Genomic DNA, 17,933 nt, shown 5'->3' with positions numbered 1-17,933 from the left:
CGTCTATGCCCTCCATCGATGGCGATTTCCGGCAAACGCACAGGGCACGGATGGTCGAAGCCTCGGCCGGTTGTTTGCAGGATCGCCGCCTCCCGGCAACCGCGCCGTTGGGCTCAGCATGCTGATCTCGGCGCAAACGGCGACCAGGCCCGTGCGTGCGGTCGGCGGGTTCTTGGCCATGTCGATGGACACCTTGGTGTTGATGTTCAAGCCACCGTTCGCGTGGCGTGAGTATCTGGCTCAGTGCTGGTTCGTGGCAAGGGTTTCGACGCTGCCCGCGGTACTGATGACAATCCCGTGGGCAGTGATATCGGGGTTCCTTTTCAACGTCTTGTTGGCCGATATCGGCGCGGCAGACTTTTCCGGTACCGGTGCCGCGATCTTCACGGTGTCCCAGAGCGGTCCGATCGTGACGGTGTTGGTGGTGGCGGGTGCGGGTGCCACGGCGATGTGCGCCGATCTGGGTGCGCGGACGATTCGCGAGGAACTCGATGCGCTACGGGTCATGGGTATCAACCCGATTCAGGCGCTTGTCGTTCCGCGCGTACTGGCGGCCACGACCGTGTCGCTGGCGCTGAGCTCGGTGGTGATCATGACGGGCCTGGTCGGCGCGTTCGTTTGCTCGGTGTACCTGATGGACGTTTCGGCGGGCGCGTGGGTGGCGGGGTTGACCACGCTGACCCATATGGCCGATGTCATCATCTCGATGGTCAAGGCGACCCTGTTCGGATTGATGGCGGGCTTGATCGCTTGCTACCAAGGCATTTCGGTGGGTGGTGGTTCCGCCGGTGTGGGCAGGGCGGTGAATGAAACGGTGGTGTTCGCCTTCCTGGTGTTGTTCTTGATCAATATCATCGTCACCGCTGTCGGCGTCCCGTTCATGGTGTCCTGAGGTGGAGCCGTGACGTTGGGTGTTCCGAGCGGACTTCATCCCCGCTTACAGCGGGCGAGGAAGGCAGTGGTAGCCGGATGGGACCAGATTGGTTCGCAGACAAGGTTTTACGCCACCACGCTGGCTGGTATTCCGGATGCCGTCATCAACTACCGCGGCGAGCTGTTGCGAGTGATCGCACAGATGGGATTGGGCAGCGGGGCGCTTGCGGTGATCGGCGGGACGGTGGTCATCGTGGCGTTCTTGACGATGACGACGGGTGCGATTGTCGCGGTGCAGGGATACAACCAGTTGGCTTCGGTGGGTGTGGAGGCGCTCACTGGCTTCGCGTCCGCGTTTTTCAATACCCGCGAGATTCAGCCGGGCACGGTGATGGTGGCACTGGCCGCCACCGTCGGCGCCGGCAGTACAGCTCAGCTGGGGGCGATGCGAATCAATGAGGAGATCGACGCGCTCGAGGCCATCGGTATCCGCAGTGTGAGCTACTTGGCCTCCACCAGGGTGGTGGCCGGAGTGATCGTGGCGATCCCGTTGTTTTGCATCGGGCTGATGACGGCTTTCTGGGCCGCTCGTATCGGCACCACTGCTGTGTACGGCCAGGGGTCAGGTGTCTACGACCACTACTTCTATACATATCTGAGTCCATCCGACGTCTTGTGGTCGTTGGCCGAGGTGGCTGCGGTCGCGTTGATGATCATGCTGCTGTGTACCTATTACGGTTACACCGCGCGCGGTGGGCCCGCAGGCGTAGGTGAGGCCGTGGGCCGAGCGGTGCGTGCCTCGATGGTCGTCGCATCGGTCCTGATCGTGATCATGACGCTGGCCATCTACGGCCAGTCCGGCGATTTCCACTTGGCCGGTTAGTGGCATGAAGCGAAGGGCAGGGACATACCGCATCGCCACCGGGTGGTGGACGGTGATCTTGTTGACGGCAATTGTGCTGTTTTTGTCCGTAACGGCGGCATCGTTCGGGGAAACATTCAGATCGTATGTGCCCGTGACGCTTTCGTCGGAGCGAGCCGGATTGGTGATGGAAACCAACGCAGATGTCATGATGCGCGGTGTCCAAGTCGGCCGGGTCAGCCAGATCGGCGGCGGGGGCGATCGAGCCAGCTTGAAGCTGGAGATCGACCCTGACCAGATCCGCTACATCCCGGCCAACGTGGAAGCTCAGATCAGTGCCACAACCGCATTCGGCACCAAGTTCGTCGAGCTGGTCTATCCGCCGAATCCGAGCCCCAAGCGGCTGGCCGCCGGCGCCGTGCTGCATTCAAAGAATGTCAGCACAGAGATCAACACGGTCTTCGAAAACGTCGTCGAGCTGCTCAAGATGATCGACCCGCTGAAGCTGAACGCCGTGCTGACCGCAGTCGCCGACGGCGTGCGTGGACAGGGCCAACGGATGGGCCAGGCCACCACAGACCTCAATGAGGTCTTGCTGGCACTGAACGCGCGCGCCGAGACCATGCAAGAGAACTGGCGCTCGCTCAAGAACGTCGCCGACACCTATGACGCCGCAGCCGACGACATCGTGTCCATCCTGGACGCTGTCAGTACCACCAGCACGACGATCAGCGACCAGGCGAGCGCACTAGATGGGTTGTTGTTGAACGTCATCGGTCTGTCGACGGCAGGCACGAACCTGCTTGCCACGAGCAAGGACGATCTCGTCGAGGCGGTCAACACCCTTGAGCCGACGACGAACCTGCTGCTGCAGCACAGCCCCGTGTACGAGTGCTTTTTGAAGGGCGCCACGTGGTATCTCGACAACGGCGGCTATGCGGCGTGGGGCGGCGATGGTCGCACTCTTCAGCTCGACGTCGCCTTGTTGCTGGGAAACGATCCCTACGCCTACCCGAACAATCTGCCGATAGTGGCCGCCAAGGGCGGACCCGGCGGTGCGCCGGGGTGCGGCTCGCTACCGGACGCGACCAAGAATTTCCCCGTGCGCCAACTGATCACCAACACCGGCTGGGGGACCGGCCTGGACATTCGGCCCAACCCCGGTGTCGGACATCCCTGCTGGGCGAACTACTTCCCGACGACGCGTGCCGTGCCGGAGCCGCCAAGCATTCGTCAGTGCCTGCCCGGCCCGGCGATCGGGCCGGTTCCCTACCCCGGGGCGCCACCGTACGGCGCGCCGCTGTACGGGCCGGGCGGCGTGCCGCTGTGGCCGGGGGTCCCCCCGGCGGCCCCGGCGCCGCTCGACCACAACGGGCAGGGCCCACCGTGATCGCACTGGTCATCATCACCGCCGACCATCCGCACAAGGAGGAGAGCCTCCGTGGCTGACTTCAGGGGCACCATCTGGCGCCTGGGCGTTTTCCTGGCTGTCTGCCTGTTCGTCGCATTCCTGACGCTGACGATCTTCGGACAGTTTCGCTTCGGCGCGGGCAACAGCTACTACGCCGAGTTCAGCAACGTGTCCAACCTGAGGAACGGCACGATAGTGCGGATCGCGGGCGTCGAGGTCGGCAAGGTGGAGAACATCTCCATCAACCCGGATGCGACTGTGCGCGTGCAGTTTTTCACCGAGAAGTCGGTCGTGCTCACGCAGGGCAGCAGGGCGGTGATCCGGTATGACAACCTGTTCGGCGACCGGTTTCTGGCCCTCGAGGAAGGCACCGGCGGACTCAAGACGCTGAGTCCCGGGCAGACCATCCCACTGACTCACACTCAGCCCGCGCTGGATCTGGACTCGGTGATCGGCGGCTTCAAGCCCCTGTTTCGGGCGCTGGACCCCCAACAGGTCAACGACCTGACTCAGCAGTTGATCGAGGCGTTCGAGGGTCAGGGTCCCGCGATTGGGTCTTTCCTGCAGCAGGCCGCGGTGGTCACCAACACGTTGGCCGACCGCGATCTGCTGATCGGGCAGGTCATCGACAACCTCAACGTGGTACTCGGGTCGTTGGGCGGGCAGAGCGAGCGGTTGGACAAAGCCGTGACATCACTTTCGGAGCTGATCGGCGGGCTGGCCGAACGCAGAACCGACATCTCCAACGCGGTGGCTTACACAAACGCCGCCACCGGTTCGCTCGCTGACCTTTTGGCCCAGGCCCGGGCGCCGTTCCGCGAGGTGGTCGCGCAGACCGATCGGGTGGCGGGCATCGCCGTGGCCGACCACGAGTATCTCGACAATCTGCTCAACACGCTGCCGGACAGATACCAGGCCCTCGTGCGGCAGGGGATGTACGGCGACTACTTCAGTTTCTACCTGTGCGATGTCGTGCTCAAGCTCAACGGCAAAGGGGGCCAACCGGTGTACGTCAAAGTGGCCGGCCAGAGCACGGGGCGGTGCGCGCCCAAGTGAAGTCATTCTCCGAACGCAGCCCCTTGGTCATCGGCACCGTCGGCGTCGCAACGGTTGCCGTGATGGTGCTGGCCGCCTTGCAGTACCAAAACCTGCCCTTCCTCAACTCGGGTAGGGAGTACTCGGCGTACTTCGCCGACGCCGGCGGGCTGAACACCGGTGCCGGCGTGGAGGTTTCCGGCTTCGTGGTGGGCAACGTCTCGGACATTGCGCTCGATGAGGCGGGTGTGCTCGTCACGTTCAAGATCGACAGCGATGTGCGTCTGGGGGACCGCACCGAGGCCGCGATCAAGACCAAGAGCCTGTTGGGCGCCAAGATCGTCGATGTGACGCCGCGCGGGAGCGGGCAGCTGGACGGCACCATTCCGCTCGACCGGACGGTTTCGCCCTATCAGCTGCCCGACGCCCTGGGTGACCTGGCCACCACGATCAGCGGCGTGAACACCGACCAGCTCTCGAACTCGCTGGCCACGTTGGCCCAAACCTTTTCGGACACACCGGCGGATCTGAAGGATGCGGTGGCGGGCGTCGCGCGGTTTGCACAAGTGCTCGACACTCGCGATGCCGAGTTGCGCAGGCTGCTGGACAACGCGGCCCAAGTGACGGGGGTGCTGGCCAAACGCACCGACAACATCGTGAGTCTGGTGAAAGACACCAACGCACTACTGGCGGCGTTGCGGACGCAAAGCTCGGCATTGGACCAGATCTGGGCGAACATCTCGGCGGTGTCGCGCCAGCTGCACGCGTTCATCGGCGAGAACCGTCAGCAGCTGCGGCCGGCGTTGGAAAAGCTCAACGGAGTGTTGGCGATCGTCGATGACCGCAAGCAGCGTGTGCAGCAGTCCATCAAATTGATCAACACCTACGTCATGTCTCTTGGTGAATCGCTTTCCTCCGGCCCGTTCTTCAAAGCCTATGTGGTCAACCTTTTTCCGGGTCAGTTCGTGCAACCGTTCGTCGACGCGGCGTTTTCGGATCTGGGGTTGGATCCGGCCACGTTGCTGCCATCACAGCTGACGGACCCGCAGACCGGCCAACCGGGGACGCCTGCATTGCCGGTGCCTTTCCCGCGGACCGGTCAGGGCGGGGAACCCAGATTGCATCTGCCCGACGCGATCACCGGCAATCCCGGGGACCCGCGCTACCCCTACCGCGAGCCGCCCCCGCCACCACTGCCTGGCGGTCCGCCGCCGGGGCCGCCCGCGCTGCCGCCGCCGGCGATGGCCTCGGTGCCCGAGCCGACTCCAGCGCCGGTCTATCTGCCGGCGCCGGGCGAGGCGCCGCCCCTCCAACAACGGGGAGTAAGGCCATGATTCCGGCTGCGATGAGGTCGCCACGTACCGCGAGGTTCGTCTTGGCGGTGGTGCTTGTGCTGGTGTTGGGTGCGGGCCTGATCGTCGTGGCACGTATGCCCGCGCAGATCGCCCGGACGGTGGTGGTCGCCTACTTCGAGAACAGCACAGGGGTCTTCGCCGGCGACCACGTGCTGGTTCGCGGCGTGCCCGTCGGCAAGATCGAATCGATCGAACCGCAGCCCGAGCGGGCCAAGATCACATTCTGGTTCGACGGCAGGTACAAGGTTCCTGCCGATGCCAAGGCCGTGATCCTGTCACCGCAGCTGGTCACCGGCCGCACGATCCAGCTCACGCCGCCCTACACCGGTGGACCGACGATGGCCGACGGCGCGGTGATTCCCGAGGACCGCACTGCGGTGCCTGTCGAATGGGACGACCTACGTGCGCAACTCGAGAGGCTGACCGACCTGCTCAAGCCCACCGGGCCCGATGGTGTGAGTACGTTGGGCGCACTCATCGACACCACCGCGGACAACCTGCGCGGTCAGGGCCCGACGATCCGTGACACCATCATCAAACTGTCGCAGGCGGTTTCGATCCTCGGTGACCACAGCAGTGACATCTTCGCCACGTTCAAGAACCTCTCGACGCTGGTGTCTGCGCTGAGCGACAGCGCCGATCTGCTCGAATCGCTCAACCGCAACCTCGCGGAGGTGACGTCCCTACTGGCCGACGATCCGAACAAAGTCGGTCAGGCGGTCGAGGATCTCAACGCGGTCGTGGGTGACGTGCAGGACTTCGCCGCCGACAACACGGAGGCGATCGGTACGGCATCGGACAAGATGGCGTCGATCACTCGCGTGCTCGTGGAAAGCCTCGACGACATCAAACAAACGCTGCACATCGCCCCGACGGTGTTGCAGAACTACAACAACATCTACGAGCCGGCCAACGGTTCATTGACCGGCGCCCTGGCCATCAACAACTTCGCGAACCCGATCTCGTTCCTGTGCGGCGCGATTCAGTCCGCATCCCGCCGGGGAGGTGAGCAATCGGCGAAACTGTGCGCGCAGTATCTGGCGCCCATCGTGAAGAACCGTCAATACAACTTTCCGCCGTTGGGAGAGAACCTGTTCGTCGGCGCGCAGACCCGCCCGAACGAAGTCACCTACAGCGAGCCCTGGATGCGCCCCGACCACGTACCGCCCGCCGTCGATCCGCCGCCGGACGTCCCCTTGGCCGCCGAAGCCTCGGCGCCTGACCCGGCATTCACCGCGCCGCTGGCCACGAACCCCACCGACGGTCTGCAGGGCATGATGGTTCCTCCCGGAGGTGCCCCGTGACTCGGCGACGCTGGCAACACGTCGCGGCCAACGTGACGATGGTCCTGATCGTGGCCGCGATGCCCGGCTGCGGTTGGCGCGGGCTGAACTCACTACCCCTGCCCGGCACACAGGGAACCGGCGCCGGCTCATTCGTGATCCAGGCACAAATGCCTGACGTCAACAACATTGAGCCGAACTCGCGCGTGCGTGTCGCCGACGTCACGATCGGCCATGTCACCAAAATCGAGCGCCAGGGCTGGCATGCGCTGCTGACCATGCGCCTGAACGGCGACGTCGACCTGCCCGCCAACGCGACGGCCAAGATCGGCACCACAAGCCTGCTGGGTTCCTTGCACATCGAGCTCGCGCCGCCGACGGGCGAAGCGCCACACGGACGGCTGCACGCCGGATCGGTCATCCCGCTGCCGGACGGCGGCGCCTACCCGAGCACCGAACAGACGCTGGCCGCGCTGTCGATGTTGCTCAATGGTGGTGGCCTGGGCCAGGTTCAGGACATCACCGAGGCGTTTTCCACCGCGCTTCGGGGCCGCGAGCAGGACGTGCGAAGCTTGATCACGCAGCTTCGGGAATTCACCGGCCACCTCGACGACCAGACCGGCGACATCATCGCGGCCACCGAGAGCCTCAACCGCCTGGTCGGGAAATTCAGTGCACAGCAGCCCGTTTTGGACCGGGCACTGGCCACCGTCCCCGACGCGTTGGCTGTGCTCAACTCCGAACGAGACAACTTGGTGCAGGCGGCCGATCAGCTCGGCAAGTTCAGCGCTCTGACCGTGGACACGGTGAATCAGACGAAGGAAAACCTGGTGAAGGAGTTGAGACAAGTCGGCCCCGTGTTGGAGTCGCTGGCCAACGCCGGTCCCAGCCTGACGCGATCCCTGAGCCTGCTTGCCACCTTCCCGTTTCCCAACGAGACCTTCGAAAACTTCCAACGCGGTGACTACGCCAATTTGACCGCCATCGTCGACCTCACGCTCAGCCGTATCGACCAAGGGATCTTCACCGGTACTCGATGGGAGTGCGATCTGACCTGGCTCGAGCTGCAGTGGGGCCGCACCATCGGCCAGTTCCCCAGCCCTTGCTTGGCTGGTGGCCCGAACGGTCCCGGGAATCCGCTGACGATCCCCTATCAATGGAATCAGGGCCGCTAGCATGCATTTGACCGGACGGGTACGAATTCAGTTGGCCATCTTCACGATCGTTGCCCTTGCGACGGTGGCGGTGATGGCCCTGCACTTCATCAACCTGCCCGCCATGTTCGGCGTCGGCCGGTACACGGTGACGGTGGAACTGCCGAGATCCGGTGGGCTCTATGAATCGGGCAACGTGACCTATCGCGGCACCAAGGTCGGCCGGGTGGAATCGGTGCGTCTGACCGATACCGGTGTGGCGGCGGTGCTCTCGCTGCAGTCCGGAATCGACATCCCCTCAGACCTGAAGGCCGAGGTGCACAGTCAATCCGCGGTCGGCGAATCCTATGTCCTACTGTTGCCCCGTAACGGCAGCTCGCCGCCGCTGAAGAACGGTGACGTGATCGCCCTCGCTGACTCGTCAGTGCCGCCGGACGTCAACGCTTTGCTCGCTGCGGCGAACACCGGTCTGCAGGCCATACCCCGCGACGACCTCAAGACCGTGATCGACGAGGCCTACACGGCGGTCGGCGGGCTCGGTCCAGAACTGTCGCGTGTGATCGAAGGTGCATCCACGCTGGCGATCGACGCGCGCAAGAATCTCGATCCGCTGACCACGCTGATCGACAAGGCCGATCCGGTGTTGGATTCGCAGACGAACACCTCTGATGCGATCCAGGCGTGGGCGTCCCATGTAGCCACGGTGACCGCCGAATTGAAGACCCACGACGAGGCAGTTGCCGGCGTCATCGTCAAAGGTGGCCCGGCGGCCGCGCAGGTGCGGCAACTGGTCGAACGCCTGCAGCCCACCTTGCCCATCCTGCTGGCCAACCTCGTCAGTGTCGGGCAAGTCGCGCTCACCTATCAGAACGACATCGAACAGCTCCTCGTGGTGTTTCCCCAAGCCATCGCGGCAAACCAGGCCGGCATCCTCGCCAACCTCAACACCAAACAGGACTACAAGGGCCAATACCTGAGCTTCAACCTGAACCTCAACCTGCCGCCACCTTGCACCACCGGGTTCCTGCCTGCCCAGCAGCAACGCGTTGCCGCGCTCGAGGATTATCCGCAGCGGCCGCCCGGTGACCTCTATTGCCGGATCCCGCAGGATTCACCGTTCAATGTGCGTGGCGCACGCAACATTCCGTGTGAAACCGTGCCGGGGAAACGCGCGCCCACGGTCAAGTTGTGCGAAAGCGACGAGGTCTTCGTACCGCTCAACGACGGATTCAACTGGAAGGGGGATCCCAACGCGACGTTGTCGGGTCAGCCCATTCCACAGTTGCCGCCCGAAGCTGCGCCTCCACCGCCGCCCGCTGCGCCGCCGCCGATCGCTGCGGCCGAATACGATCCCGCGACCGGTAGCTATATCGGGCCGGACGGCCGCCGGTACACGCAATCGGATCTCGCCGCAGGCGCGCCCGAGAACAAGACCTGGCAGACGATGCTGCTGCCGCCGGGGAATTGACCAATCGTTTGGGGGATCGAGGAATCCGGCCGCGTGAACGATGACAAATTGCAGTTCACCCGCGGGCGCTACAGCGCGTTGCTGGGTTAAACGATGTCGCTCACGATACGGAGTGCGCCCGACGGGCACATCCTGACGGCGTTGCGCACGGCCTTCTCCTCGCCGGCGGACACTCGATCCGAGGCGAGGACCACGATCCCGTCGTCATCCTGATCGAATGTCTTGTCGGCCGTCATCACGCAAACCCCTGCGCCCATGCAGATCTCGCGGTCACCCGCGACCCTCATCGGGTGAACGCCTGCAGCGTCAGGGCGGAGTTCATGAAGTCGCGGAAGTAGAGCCAGCGACCGCCACGCAGCGTAATGATGTGCGCAAACTCCGACTCCCATTCGTAGCCTGTGTCGAGTCGCCGGAACCGTTGCCTGCCCCACGACGCCAGCTCGTCACCCTGGGCGATGAACTTCCACGCCTCCATCTCGGTGATCGCGATCGATTCCCCAACCTTGGTGAAGAACGTCACGGCCTCGTCAAACCCCCGGTAATCACCGGCATAGGGAATGCCTTCGGTGCCGTAATAGGTGATACGCACGTCGGGGTCGAGCAGTTCCAGTGCGGTCTGCAGATCACCGGCGGGCACAGCGGCGTAGATGGCCTTCGTCGCCGCGATATTGGCTGCCTCCTCCGGGGTCATGAGAGGTGAAGGGGGAGACGCACATAGGCGTGGGTCAGCAGGCTTGCGGTCTGCTTTGTGCCGGGATCATCGGTCAGCGCGATCGTCTGATAGCGGTCGAGTACCGCGTTCACCACGGCGACCACTTCCAGGCGGGCCAGTGATGCACCGAGGCAGAAGTGCAGACCGTGCCCCATCGACAGCTGCTGGCGGATGTTGGGCCGATCGATGTCGAGCTTGTCGGGGTCACCGAACACCTCGGGGTCACGATTGGCAGAGCCGAAAAACAGTGCCACCCAATCACCTTTGCGGATCAGCTTGCCGCCGACCTCGACATCGCGGGTGGCGATGCGGAACAGCCGCTGCGGCGGTCCGTCGACACGCATGGCCTCTTCGACGAAGACGTTCACCAAGGTGCGGTCGCTGCGCATCCGCTCGGTGATCGCGGGTTCGCGCGCCATCGCATGCAGCAGATTGCCGATCAGGAACGTGGTGGTCTCGCTGCCGGCGACGACGAGCGTCACGCAGAACCGGACGATCTCCTCGGGGGTCAGCCGCTGCCCGTCGACCGCGGCGCGCAGCAGGGCGGAGATGAGATCCTCGGCGTCTTCGACATCGTCGGTGGGGGTGCGCTCCGCCAGCCGGGCGGTGTGCTCGGCGAGCCGGGTCGCGAACGTGGTCACCATCTCCTCATTGCTCGCGATGCGCTCCTCGGGTGTGAGCGACGACGACAGCATGAACGCGTTGGCCCACTTTTTGAATCGGACGTGATCGCCGTCGGGCAGGCCCAGCAGTCGCACCATGGCGCGGGTGGGGATCTCGGCGGCGAATTCCATCACCTCGACGTCACCGCTGCCCAGGTCGTCCAGCAGATGCGGCACCAACTCGTTCAGCCAGCCCTCCAGGCGCTTCACCCGGCGCGGGGAGAACGCCTGGCTGACCAGCTTCCGTTCGACTTCATGCTTGGGCGGGTCGGTGTTGACGAGCATCAGGCTCGGCGCAGACGACGCCTCCTGCAAAGGATCCCGCGACGAGAACGTCGCGCTGTCCCTGGCCGCCTCGAAGATCTGGTCGTAGCGGAACAGCGCCCACGCGGTGACGGGTTCGTCCGCCCCCGGAATGGTCCCCGGCGGCCAGTCACGGTATCCGGGCACGGGTGAGAGTGCCCGGAGCTGCTCGTACAGCGGATACGGGTTCGCGATGCCCTGGGGCGTGGTCAGCAGTTCCAAGGCCGAGACGGTCGTAGATGACATGACAAATAGCCTGTGCCAGCTCACCGGGCAAATCGATCCCCCGTTGGGGAGGTCTCGTACCCCCTTACGAGGTGAATTGGCGGTTCCGGCCGCACCTGAGCATCGATCGGAGGACAGTCTTGGTGGTGAGCGTTGTGAGCGAGAAGCCCGAGACGCCCGCGATCGGCAGCCTGTCCGACGGTGACCATCCCGGCTGGGCGTCGCGCCCTGTCAAGGACACCGAAGCCGCGCGCCGCTACCGGGAGGCATTTCAGGACTGCGAGATCGACCCGTCCGAGGACCCCATGGCGGTGGTGGCCGAGGCGGTCGACGCCAAGGCGACCGTGGTGCGCAACGCGTTGGAGGGACTCGGCGACGAGAACGCGCTCAATGCCCTCGACTCCCTGCTTGATCTGTCATCGCTGGAACGCGAGCTGATCGAGGATGGGGCGCGGCGGCGCACGTTTGCACTCCTCTCGGTACAGGAGGCACTGAGCAAGCTGCGTGTCGTAGACGATGTCGCGACGATCGTCGACCGTGCGCCACGCGAGCTGGTCGAGTCGTGCGGCTTCGACCGCGCCGTGCTGTTTCGTGTCCACGAGGGCCGAATGGTCATGGAGGCAGCCTATTTCGGCGAGGACACCGAGGGTGCCGAGAAGATGGTGGCTTTCGCGCAATCGGTGGCGCCGCCCCTCAACCACATGCTGCTCGAGACCCAGATGATCCGCCGCCGCGCGCCCGCCATCGTGCGCGACGCCCGCAACGATCCGCGCGTCAACCGCCCGATCATCGATTTCTCCCTGACCCACGCCTATGTGGCGGCACCGGTGATGCCGACCGGCAAGGTGATCGGCTTCCTGCACGCCGACCGGTTGTACTCGGGCCGCATCGTCGACGAGATTGATCGAGACACGGTGTGGGCGTTCGCGGAAGGCTTCGGATACGCCTACGAGCGCACCGTTCTCCTCGAGCGCATGCGCCGTCAACGCGCAGACGTCCGTCGCGCGTTGGCGTCTGCCGACGAAGCCGCACGGGCGCTGCAGGACGCGGATCTGGACCTTGCCAAGATCGAACCGGTCGAACGCAGTCCGGCGGCGCAATCGCTGGCCGAGGTGCAGACGCGTGTCATGGCAATCCTGACCCGTCGCGAGATCGAGGTCCTCCGCCTGATGGCGGCCGGCCGCACCAACCAGCAGATCGCCGACGAGCTGGTGATCTCGGCGGGCACGGTGAAGTCCCACGTCAAGCGAGTGCTGCGAAAGCTGCACGCCACCAACCGCGCCGAGGCGGCCTCGGCGTATGTGCGGCTGGCGAGCGTGCCGAGCGTGGGCTAGCGGGGTTCCATTCCGCCCGCCCGGTATACGGCGTCGACGTAGGCCATGTTCTCCACCGCGTCGACCGTACTCACCGGCAGCGGTGCGCCGTGCAGGACGTGCGCGGCGAACGCCTCCAGTTGGTACGTGTACGACGTGCGCGTGCCCAGATGTTCGACGCTACTGCCCGCGGGCGTCCGGACGGTGACACGGTCGTCGGCCTGGGGCTTGATGAAGTTGTGCACCAGGACATCTCCGTCGGTGCCGACGATCTGAATCGTGAACGTGTAGTCATCGGCCACCATCGAGTTTGTGCTGAAGCCCGTTGCGCCGCTGGGAAAGCCGAGTTCGACATCGCACCACGCGTCGACGCCGGGGCTGCGTTCTTTCGCGTTCACCCGCACAATCGACGGACGACCCAGCTGACGCATGACGTGCAGCCCGTAACAGCCGAGGTCCATCAACGCGCCGCCGGCCAACTCGAGCGACCATCTCGGATCCCCGTCGGCAGTCTCGGGCATCGCCATGCGCACCTCGACATGTGTGATGTCACCGAGGGTGCCGGCACGCGCGAGCTCCAGGGCACGCCGCGTCACGGGGTGGTACAGGTAATGGAAGGCCTCCACCACAGGCACACCCGCACTCTCGGCGGCCTCGGCGACTTGCTCTGCCTCAGTCCGGTTGCGGGCGAACGGCTTTTCGGTGAGCACCGGTTTGCCCGCCGCGACCGCCGCGAGATTCCACGGCGCGTGCAGTGCGTTCGCCAACGGGTTGTAGACGACGTCGACCTCGGGGTCGTTGATCACGTCCTGGTACGACGGCACGACGCGCTCAACGCCGTACTTGTCGGCGAAAACCTGCGCGCGCTGCGGATCGCGCGCGGCCACCGCGACCAGTCGATGACCCAGCTCGTGTGCGGGCCCGACGATCGCAGGCTCGGCGATGCGGGAGGCCCCGAACACGCCGATGCGCAAGCTCACACCGTCACGCGGCCACTGACGTCGTGCATGAAAGCCACGCTGGTCCGCACGTCGCGTAGGGGTCCCTCATCGGTGGGTTCACCGTCGAGGATCGTGTCCTGTTCCATGACGAACCAGCCGTCGAATCCATTGGCGCCCAGCGCAGTCACGATGCCCGCGATATCGACGTCACCCGCGCCCAGCGGGGTGTACATGCCGGCGCGCACCGCCTCGGTGTAGGTGAGTTCTCCGGCCTGAACGCGAGCGGCGAGCGCCGCGTCGACGTCCTTGAGATGTGCGTGCGCGATCCTGCCGGGTACCTGCAGTGTCAGAGCGAGTGGATCCGTACCGCCGATCAGCAGATGGCCGGTGTCCAGACACAGCTTGATGGTCGAACCCTGCAGCACCCGGTCGACGTCGCCGCGGGTCTCTACCATGGTCCCGACGTGTGGATGCAAGACGGCGAGTGCACCGCGGTCGGCGGCCGCCGCGGCGAGCCGGTCGAGATTGGCCAGTAGCGTGGCCCATTGGCTGTCGTCGAGCGTCGGCCTCGAGTCATAACCGTCGGAACCCGTCGCAGCGGCGAGCACGAGAACGTCGGCTTCGCAAGCGATCAGCGCGTCAAGCGGGCCCTTGATATCGGCGAGCGGGTCGTAGTCGGGGTCGTGCAGCAGCACGGGTACGAACATGCCGACACAGCGCAGACCGTTCGACGCGAGCAGGGCGGTCAACTCCTCGGGGTCTGATGGCAGGAAGCCCTCGGGACCCAACTCGGTGGCGGACAGGCCGACATCCCGCATCTCGGTGAGCACCCGCTCGGCGCTGAGCTGGTGACCCCAGCCGGGTACCTCGCACACTCCCCACGAAATCGGTGCACCGGCGATCTTCAGGGATTTCATCGTGACCTCACGTCCTTGATGCTCACCGGCACGCGGCGCTGCAACGACTCGGTGGCCGCTTCGGCCAGCCACGCGACCTCGACCGCGTCGGCCACCGTGCATGCCGGGGCGGCGTTTCCCTTGACCACATCAACGAACGCACTGAGCTCCGCGCGGAATGCCTCGGTGAAGCGGTCCATGAAGAAGTGGTGCGCCGGTCCCTCGGGAAAGCTGTTGGCGGGGTCGACATTTCGCACCGGAACTCCCTGATCCCAACCGGCGACCACCGTGTCGTGGAAGCCGTGCACTTCGAGGCGGCAGTCGTAGCCGTGGGCGTTGTACCGCGCCGCCGAGACCACGCCGAGCGTCCCGCCTTCGAAGGTGACGACCACGGCGGCGGTGTCCACATCGCCGAACTCAGCGAACTTCGGGTCTCCTTGGACGCTGCCAGCGGCGTACACGTCGACGGCCTGCTGGCCTGTGATCCAGCGGATCACGTCGAAATCGTGCACGGCGCAGTCGCGGAAGATCCCACCCGAACCCGCGATGTACTCCATCGGCGGGGGAGCCGGGTCCATCGTCGTGCTGCGCACGGTGTGCAGGGCGCCCAGCGAGCCGTCGTCGACCGCGCGCTTGGCGGCCGCGAACGCGGCGTCGAACCGCCGCTGATAGCCGACCTGGACCGGCACACCCGACCGCGCGATCACGTCGGCAACCCGCGTGCTCTCGACCGCTGTGGAGGCGATCGGCTTCTCGCAGAACGTGGGCAGGCCGCGCTCGACTGCGGCCAGCGTCAGCTCGGCGTGTGCGGGTGTCGCGGCGGACACGACGACCCCGTCCACGCCGGACGCCAACAGGGCGTCGACCGAGTCGACAGCTCTCGCATCGTGTTTGGCGGCGACGGCCGCGACGACGTCGGGCCGCTCGTCGGTGATGACCAACCCGTCGATGCTGTCGAGGCCCGAGAGGGTTTCGGTGTGGAACGCACCGATGCGGCCCAGTCCGATGACGCCGAGCGTGGTCATGGCATTCTCCGTTCTTGGTGGGCGCGCAAGACGACGTCGAGTTCGTCCGCGTTGAGGTTCGAGTCCAGCGCCGCCAGCACCGAGTCGACCTGACTCGGTGGGGCGAGGCTGCCGATGGGTTGATCGCTGTCGAGGTTGGTGGGGAACGCGTAGCCCTCCGCGGTGGCGACCACCGCGTTGTGCAGGTCGCGCTGCGGGCGTCCGGCAGCCTTCATCGCCAGCAGTGCCGGATAGATCGCGCGGACCATCGCCGTGCGGTCCAGCGCCTCCATCGCCCGGCCGAACGGCGAGGACACCTGAAGCAGGTTCGCGATCCGCCGGATGTCACCCGAAACATTCGATCCCGCAGCGTGATACAGCGCCGGGTTGAAGAACATCGCATCACCTTTGTTCAGCGGCAGCTGCACGTGATGGTCGGCAAAGAAGTCCACGAACTCGGGCCGATTGAAGGCGATATAGCCGCCCGCGAACCGCTGCGAATGTGGCAGCAGCATCGTGGGGCCGCTTTCGACCGGCATATCGCAGTGGGCGACGGCGCCCTGCAGCGTGAGCACCGGTGAGGTCCGGTGCAGATGCGCCGGATACTGCGCAAGGTGTTCGTCGGGGACGAAGCCGAGGTGATAGTCGCGGTGCGGAACCTGGGCGTTGCCACCGGGATTGACGACGTTCACCTGAGAGGTGACCTGGTAGCGGGGACCAAGCCAGGCTTGGCAGACGACGGCGAGGGTGTCGTTCGCGTAGTACTCGGCGAACACGTTCGGCGCGTGCAGCGCGAGCTTCTGGGCGGCGTTCCAGATCCGGTCGTTGGCGCCGGGCCTGCCGAAGTGGTCGCCCGCGGCCCTGCCCGCCGCGCGCTGTGCGGCGATGATCGCGAAGAAGCCCTCGTTCGCGCGGTCGACGAGGTCGGACGAGAAAGCGCCTTCGAACAGTACGACGCCCGGACCATCGGCGAGCGCGCGGATCAACTCCGCTTGCAGCTCGCGCCGGTCGCCGCCAGCCACCGCGGCCGCCGAGTACACCGGCACGTTGCTGCGCACTTCGGTGGCGTTCGGGTAATCGGCGCGTTCGGTGTCACGGAGCACCTGCGGCCGGAAGTCGTCGATCCGGCATTCGGACTCGCCGATCCACGGCGGGTCTGTCGTCCTCACCGGTGCGGTCATGCCAGTTAGTCTTGCTGTGACAGTCGCCGCAATCAACGCCAGAAATCCATCAAAAACACCTCAGGAAGATCGATGCCGCACCGCTATAAGGTCCGCGAGATCGCCCAGCAGGCCGGGCTGAGCGAGGCAACTGTCGATCGCGTCCTCAACCAACGGCCCGGCGTCCGCGCGAACACCGGGGCCGAAGTCGAGCAGGCGATCGCGGATCTCGACAAGCAGCGGGCCCAGCTGCGCCTCAACGGCCGCCGCTACCTCATCGACGTCGTGATGCAGACGCCGGCGCGGTTCTCCGATGCGTTTCGCGCCGCCATCGAGGCCGAGTTGCCCGCCTTCGCACCCGCCGCGCTGCGCGCCCGCTTTCATCTGTGGGAGTCCGGGTCAACGGAACAGATGGTGGAGGCGCTCGGCCGCATCAAGGGCAGCCACGGCGTCGTGCTCAAGGCCCAGGACGACCCCGCGGTGGCCGAGGCCGTCGACCGCCTGGTCGAAGGCGGTGTGCCGGTGGTGACGTATACGACCGACATTCCCGCGAGCGCGCGATGCGCGTACGTGGGCATCGACAACCACGGCGCCGGGGTGACGGCGGCCTATCTGATGCGGGAGTGGCTGGGGTCGGCGCCGTCGGACATTCTCATCACGCTGAGCCGCGCGGTGTTCCGCGGCGAGGGTGAGCGCGAGGTCGGCTTCCGCTCCGCGATGCGCGGTACCGGGCGCACGATCGTGGAAGTCAGCGAAAGCGACGGGCTGGACTCGACGAACGAGCGGTTGGTTCTCCAGGCGCTCGAGCGCCATCCAGAAGTCGGAGCCGTCTATTCGGTGGGAGGTGGCAACACCGCGACGATCGCGGCCTTCGAACGATTAGGGCGGGTGTGCAGGGTTTTCGTTGCCCATGATCTGGACGTCGACAACAGACAGCTCCTGCGGGACGGGCGCATCTCGGTCGTCCTGCACAACGATCTTCGCGCCGACGCGCGCTTGGCGATGCGGCTGATACTCCAACAGCAGGGCGCGTTGCCGGTCGAGCCGACGCGGCCGGTGCCGATCCAGGTCATCACGCCCTACAACCTGCCGCCGTAGGCGGCGCGCGAGTGCTAGCAGCGGGCTACTGATCGGTAGCAATTTCCTTATTAATGACACTCAGTGCCACGTGACGCAAAACACATTTTTGTCTCGCGGCGGGCATCGGCACACGCGCTGATCAGGGCGTTCGTTTGGTAGTTACCAGTGCGTACCCCGCGAGTCGTGTGAAGGGCCA

Annotated in this window: 17 protein-coding genes; 10 read left to right on the top strand and 7 right to left on the bottom strand. The window is 65.4% G+C overall.

What is annotated here, in order from left to right; all coding sequences use genetic code 11:
- Positions 1 to 118: 118 nt before the first annotated feature.
- Genes G6N42_RS11750 through G6N42_RS11715 form a run of 8 tightly spaced genes read left to right on the top strand, consistent with a single transcriptional unit; the run spans position 119 to position 9,441 of the window.
- A complete protein-coding gene (locus G6N42_RS11750) occupies positions 119 to 892 on the top strand; it encodes an MlaE family ABC transporter permease (protein ID WP_163737372.1) in 774 nt (257 codons plus the stop codon).
- 15 nt (positions 893 to 907) lie between these two features.
- Positions 908 to 1,756, top strand: coding sequence for an ABC transporter permease (locus G6N42_RS11745; RefSeq protein WP_163737369.1), 849 nt, complete (start codon positions 908 to 910; stop codon positions 1,754 to 1,756).
- A gap of 4 nt (positions 1,757 to 1,760) precedes the next feature.
- Positions 1,761 to 3,125, top strand: coding sequence for an MCE family protein (locus tag G6N42_RS11740; RefSeq protein ID WP_163729752.1), 1,365 nt, complete (start codon positions 1,761 to 1,763; stop codon positions 3,123 to 3,125).
- 51 nt (positions 3,126 to 3,176) lie between these two features.
- A complete protein-coding gene (locus tag G6N42_RS11735; RefSeq protein WP_163729751.1) occupies positions 3,177 to 4,202 on the top strand; it encodes a virulence factor Mce family protein in 1,026 nt (341 codons plus the stop codon).
- The gene (locus tag G6N42_RS11730; RefSeq protein WP_163737366.1) at positions 4,199 to 5,515 is read left to right on the top strand and encodes an MCE family protein; all 1,317 of its coding nucleotides are present in this window, start codon (positions 4,199 to 4,201) and stop codon (positions 5,513 to 5,515) included. Before G6N42_RS11735 ends, G6N42_RS11730 begins: the two co-directional genes overlap by 4 nt.
- Positions 5,516 to 5,526: 11 nt before the next feature.
- A complete protein-coding gene (locus tag G6N42_RS11725; RefSeq protein WP_163729750.1) occupies positions 5,527 to 6,840 on the top strand; it encodes a virulence factor Mce family protein in 1,314 nt (437 codons plus the stop codon).
- 38 nt (positions 6,841 to 6,878) lie between these two features.
- Entirely contained in the window at positions 6,879 to 7,994 is a 1,116-nt protein-coding gene (locus G6N42_RS11720) for a virulence factor Mce family protein (protein ID WP_163737362.1), read from the top strand.
- A gap of 1 nt (position 7,995) precedes the next feature.
- Complete coding sequence (locus G6N42_RS11715) at positions 7,996 to 9,441, top strand: MCE family protein (protein ID WP_163729749.1); 1,446 nt, start codon at positions 7,996 to 7,998, stop codon at positions 9,439 to 9,441.
- Positions 9,442 to 9,527: 86 nt separating this feature from the next.
- Here the strand turns inward: G6N42_RS11715 and G6N42_RS11710 are convergent, their stop codons facing one another.
- From G6N42_RS11710 to G6N42_RS11700, 3 genes are read right to left on the bottom strand one after another with little or no spacing between them, the layout of a single operon-like run.
- Entirely contained in the window at positions 9,528 to 9,728 is a 201-nt protein-coding gene (locus tag G6N42_RS11710; RefSeq protein WP_163729748.1) for a ferredoxin, read from the bottom strand.
- Positions 9,725 to 10,132 carry a nuclear transport factor 2 family protein gene (locus G6N42_RS11705; protein WP_163729747.1) on the bottom strand — a complete coding sequence of 136 codons (408 nt, stop codon included), beginning with the start codon at positions 10,130 to 10,132 and terminating at the stop codon, positions 9,725 to 9,727. Before G6N42_RS11705 ends, G6N42_RS11710 begins: the two co-directional genes overlap by 4 nt.
- The gene (locus tag G6N42_RS11700; RefSeq protein WP_163729746.1) at positions 10,129 to 11,364 is read right to left on the bottom strand and encodes a cytochrome P450; all 1,236 of its coding nucleotides are present in this window, start codon (positions 11,362 to 11,364) and stop codon (positions 10,129 to 10,131) included. The genes G6N42_RS11705 and G6N42_RS11700 overlap by 4 nt, the downstream gene beginning before the upstream one ends.
- A gap of 125 nt (positions 11,365 to 11,489) precedes the next feature.
- Here G6N42_RS11700 and G6N42_RS11695 point away from each other — a divergent pair, with 125 nt between their 5' ends.
- Entirely contained in the window at positions 11,490 to 12,677 is a 1,188-nt protein-coding gene (locus G6N42_RS11695) for a LuxR C-terminal-related transcriptional regulator (protein ID WP_232076123.1), read from the top strand.
- On the opposite strand, the gene G6N42_RS11690 is transcribed toward G6N42_RS11695, so the two are convergent.
- The 4 genes from G6N42_RS11690 to G6N42_RS11675 are packed head-to-tail and all read right to left on the bottom strand — an operon-like array spanning position 12,674 to position 16,678.
- Positions 12,674 to 13,636 carry a Gfo/Idh/MocA family protein gene (locus G6N42_RS11690; protein WP_163729744.1) on the bottom strand — a complete coding sequence of 321 codons (963 nt, stop codon included), beginning with the start codon at positions 13,634 to 13,636 and terminating at the stop codon, positions 12,674 to 12,676. The two genes, G6N42_RS11695 and G6N42_RS11690, sit on opposite strands and share 4 nt — an antisense overlap.
- Positions 13,633 to 14,514: a sugar phosphate isomerase/epimerase family protein gene (locus G6N42_RS11685; RefSeq protein WP_163729743.1), complete on the bottom strand. Its 882-nt coding sequence runs from the start codon at positions 14,512 to 14,514 to the stop codon at positions 13,633 to 13,635. The genes G6N42_RS11690 and G6N42_RS11685 overlap by 4 nt, the downstream gene beginning before the upstream one ends.
- The gene (locus G6N42_RS11680; protein ID WP_163729742.1) at positions 14,511 to 15,518 is read right to left on the bottom strand and encodes a Gfo/Idh/MocA family protein; all 1,008 of its coding nucleotides are present in this window, start codon (positions 15,516 to 15,518) and stop codon (positions 14,511 to 14,513) included. Before G6N42_RS11680 ends, G6N42_RS11685 begins: the two co-directional genes overlap by 4 nt.
- The gene (locus G6N42_RS11675; protein WP_174262061.1) at positions 15,515 to 16,678 is read right to left on the bottom strand and encodes a phytanoyl-CoA dioxygenase family protein; all 1,164 of its coding nucleotides are present in this window, start codon (positions 16,676 to 16,678) and stop codon (positions 15,515 to 15,517) included. The genes G6N42_RS11680 and G6N42_RS11675 overlap by 4 nt, the downstream gene beginning before the upstream one ends.
- 72 nt (positions 16,679 to 16,750) lie before the next feature.
- Between G6N42_RS11675 and G6N42_RS11670 the strand changes: the two genes are divergently transcribed.
- Positions 16,751 to 17,755, top strand: coding sequence for a LacI family DNA-binding transcriptional regulator (locus G6N42_RS11670; RefSeq protein ID WP_163729741.1), 1,005 nt, complete (start codon positions 16,751 to 16,753; stop codon positions 17,753 to 17,755).
- The last annotated feature ends 178 nt before the right edge of the window (positions 17,756 to 17,933 follow it).

This window comes from Mycobacterium gallinarum, assembly GCF_010726765.1.
In the GTDB taxonomy this organism is placed as follows: domain Bacteria; phylum Actinomycetota; class Actinomycetes; order Mycobacteriales; family Mycobacteriaceae; genus Mycobacterium; species Mycobacterium gallinarum.
The sequence above is the reverse complement of the archived record's forward strand: the minus strand, read 5'-3'. Positions and strand labels throughout refer to the sequence as shown.

Excerpts from the sequence above, each read along its gene's own strand:
- G6N42_RS11750 (WP_163737372.1), top strand. The coding sequence starts at position 119 with ATGCTGATCTCGGCGCAAACGGCGACCAGGCCCGTGCGTGCGGTCGGC.
- G6N42_RS11740 (WP_163729752.1), top strand. The coding sequence starts at position 1,761 with ATGAAGCGAAGGGCAGGGACATACCGCATCGCCACCGGGTGGTGGACG.
- G6N42_RS11725 (WP_163729750.1), top strand. The coding sequence starts at position 5,527 with ATGAGGTCGCCACGTACCGCGAGGTTCGTCTTGGCGGTGGTGCTTGTG.
- G6N42_RS11720 (WP_163737362.1), top strand. The coding sequence starts at position 6,879 with ATGGTCCTGATCGTGGCCGCGATGCCCGGCTGCGGTTGGCGCGGGCTG.
- G6N42_RS11715 (WP_163729749.1), top strand. The coding sequence starts at position 7,996 with ATGCATTTGACCGGACGGGTACGAATTCAGTTGGCCATCTTCACGATC.
- G6N42_RS11710 (WP_163729748.1), bottom strand. The coding sequence starts at position 9,728 with ATGAGGGTCGCGGGTGACCGCGAGATCTGCATGGGCGCAGGGGTTTGC.
- G6N42_RS11705 (WP_163729747.1), bottom strand. The coding sequence starts at position 10,132 with ATGACCCCGGAGGAGGCAGCCAATATCGCGGCGACGAAGGCCATCTAC.
- G6N42_RS11700 (WP_163729746.1), bottom strand. The coding sequence starts at position 11,364 with ATGTCATCTACGACCGTCTCGGCCTTGGAACTGCTGACCACGCCCCAG.
- G6N42_RS11685 (WP_163729743.1), bottom strand. The coding sequence starts at position 14,514 with ATGAAATCCCTGAAGATCGCCGGTGCACCGATTTCGTGGGGAGTGTGC.
- G6N42_RS11680 (WP_163729742.1), bottom strand. The coding sequence starts at position 15,518 with ATGACCACGCTCGGCGTCATCGGACTGGGCCGCATCGGTGCGTTCCAC.
- G6N42_RS11675 (WP_174262061.1), bottom strand. The coding sequence starts at position 16,678 with ATGACCGCACCGGTGAGGACGACAGACCCGCCGTGGATCGGCGAGTCC.
- G6N42_RS11670 (WP_163729741.1), top strand. The coding sequence starts at position 16,751 with ATGCCGCACCGCTATAAGGTCCGCGAGATCGCCCAGCAGGCCGGGCTG.